At 65.8% G+C, this 2529-nt stretch carries 4 protein-coding genes; all 4 read right to left on the bottom strand.

Annotated features, from left to right (window positions below; all coding sequences use genetic code 11):
* Positions 1–15 precede the first annotated feature (15 nt).
* Positions 16–312 (bottom strand): hypothetical protein, encoded by a 297-nt coding sequence (locus FA743_RS20065; RefSeq protein ID WP_136887815.1) that lies wholly within the window; start codon positions 310–312, stop codon positions 16–18.
* Positions 312–1931, bottom strand: a complete 1620-nt coding sequence (gene tnpC, locus FA743_RS20070; protein WP_136887816.1) for an IS66 family transposase — start codon at positions 1929–1931, stop codon at positions 312–314. The genes FA743_RS20065 and tnpC overlap by 1 nt, the downstream gene beginning before the upstream one ends.
* Positions 1932–1993: 62 nt before the next feature.
* Positions 1994–2341, bottom strand: a complete 348-nt coding sequence (tnpB, locus tag FA743_RS20075) for an IS66 family insertion sequence element accessory protein TnpB (protein WP_136887817.1) — start codon at positions 2339–2341, stop codon at positions 1994–1996.
* Positions 2338–2529 (bottom strand): hypothetical protein (locus FA743_RS20405; RefSeq protein ID WP_425467213.1); only part of this gene is annotated, 192 nt, incomplete at its 5' end. The genes FA743_RS20405 and tnpB, both read right to left, overlap by 4 nt.

Genomic DNA, 2529 nt, shown 5'->3' on the forward strand with positions numbered 1-2529 from the left:
GTAACGGCCCGATTGCTACCGCGGACCGTTTTCCTTGACGCGCGCGATGATGTCTGGGTCTTCGACGAAGTCTTCGAGAAAGTCGCTCCAGTGCTCCGGAGAGCGCCTTGCATCACGGAGCATGTCGCGCAGCTCCTCGATGCCATGGGCGGTGAGCACGGTGGCGCTCTCGTCGGTGCCGGTGTGGACGCTGATGATGTTTCCGTAGCTGAGGTTGTCGTCGTTGCTAACGATCGCTTCCAGCATTTCCAGGTCCTCGCCGAGCATCCGCGCGACATGGTTAAGGGCGTAGACCTGTGTAACGGTTGCCATCAGGCGGCCTTGGCCTGCGGGGCGGTGCGCGGCGCCCAGTTCCAGGGCAGCAGCTCGTCGAGCCGGTTGATCATGTGATCGTTGATGCGATCGAGGACATCGGCGAGGTAGGCCTGCGGGTCGAGGCCGTTCATCTTGGCCGTCTCGATGATGGTCATGGCGCGCGCGAGGGTTTCGGCACCTGTGTCGGCGCCTGCAAAGAGCCAGTTCTTCCGCCCGATGCCAATGGGTCGCAGGGCACGCTCGGCCGCATTGTTGTCGATGGCCACGCGGCCGTCCTCAAGGAACAGGCAGAACGACGGCCAGCGGCTGAGGCCATAGCGGAAGGCACGGGCGAGATCGCCTTTGCCGGGGATGCGCGTGAGCTGCTGCTCGGCCCAGGTGCGGAAGGCCTCGACCTTGGGCTTGCTCTGCTTCTGACGGACAGACCGGCGGACATCGGCGGGTTGCCCCGCGATCTCGCGTTCGATGTCATAAAGCGCGCCGACACGGTCCAGTGCCTCGCGGGCAATCGCTGAGCCCGTCGTGGTCCAGACATCATGGAAGTCACGACGCAGATGCGCCCAGCAAGCTGCTTCGCGGAGTTGTGGGGCACCGTCCGGGCCGGGATCGTAAAGCTTGGCATATCCCTTGTAGCCATCGGCCTGGAGAATGCCGCTCGTCTGGCGCAGGTGATCGCGGACGTGTTCTTCTTTCCAGTCCGGGGCGAACCGGTAGACCGCCCCGGGGGGTGCGGTTCCCGCCCAAGGTCTCTGGTCGCAAACATAGGCCCAGATCCGGCCCTTCTTCACGCCCTTACCGAGGCCCCGGTCGCGCAGGGAGCGGTCCAGAACCCGGATCGGGGTGTCGTCGGCGTGGAGCAGGTCGTTGGCCATGACCTCGGCCCCGATCCTGTCGATCAGGGGCTGGAGGACCTTCATGGCGCGCCCGCACCAGTCGACCAGCGTGCTGTCAGGGATGTCCGCGCCCATGCGGGCGAAGATCTCGGCCAAGCGATACAGGGGAAGGTGGTCGTCGAATTTGGAGACGAGAATGTAGGCCAGCAGGGCGGCACTCGCCATGCTGCCCGGGATCGGTCGGCTCGGAGCGGGCACCTGCACCATCTTCTCGCAGCGGCGGCAGGACTTCTTCGGGCGTGCGATCTCGAGGACCTTCAGCTGCGCCACGACCATGTCGAGGATCTCGCTGACGTCCACGCCCACCGGCCGCAGATCGCCACCGCAATTGGGGCAGCAATTGCCGGGGTCGAGCTCGCGGCGCTCACGCGGGGTGGCTTCCGACACGCGCGGACGGCGGCGCGGTTTGCGCTCGGCCGCCTCTCCGGCGGGGACCAGCGGTGCGGCCTCGTCCTCGGCCGGCGGCCTGGTGTCGCCCTCGGCGGCAGCGATCAGCAGGTCCTCCAGCGCCAGTTCCAGCTGTTCGATCTCGCGCTCGACCTTCTCCGAGGACTTTCCGAAGGCCTGCTTCTTCAGTTTTGCGATACGCAGCCGCAGGGTCTGGATCAGCTGATTATGAGCGCGGATCGTGGCCGACATTCTGGCATTCTCGGCCTGCAAGGTAGCGATCATCGCCTTCAGAAACGTAGGATCTTCGGGCAGGATTGCGGCGTCTGCGGACATGCCCGAAGTTACCACCGGTCACGCATGAACGCCATAAAAACAAGGCGATTTAGCGGGATAAATCATCCCACACGGGCAGGCGGCGCACCCCAGTCCGGCCTCCGCCAGTCGATGCCCTCCCACAGCATCGCCAGCTGCGCCGAGGTCAAACGCGCAGCTCCGTCGCCCGCGCTTGGCCATGGAAACCGGCCACGCTCGAGCACCTTGTAGTAGAGGCAGAACCCCTGGCCGTCCCAGTAAAGCAGCTTCAAACGGTCGCCCTTGCGGCCCCGAAACGCGAACACCGCCCCACTCGCTGGCTTCTGCCGCAGCTGGTCCTGCGCCAGTGCCGCCAGCCCCGCGATACCCTTCCTCATGTCGGTCACACCGCAGGCCAGATAAACCCGCACCCCGGTTCCCGGCCCGATCATGCCGTCTCCAACAGCCGCACCAGCCGAAGCAGCGCCGCGTCCCCGATCACGTCCGGACAGCGCAGCTGCCGACCATTGCGCAGCACCACCGTGATCTCCGCCGAGGCCCCACCCGGCTCTGCAGAGATCTCCGGCGCAGCCGTCATCTCTATCGGCAAGAACTGGGCCGCGTTGGACGCCTGCCACAG

Source organism: Paracoccus gahaiensis, assembly GCF_005048225.1.
In the GTDB taxonomy this organism is placed as follows: Bacteria; Pseudomonadota; Alphaproteobacteria; order Rhodobacterales; family Rhodobacteraceae; genus Paracoccus; species Paracoccus gahaiensis.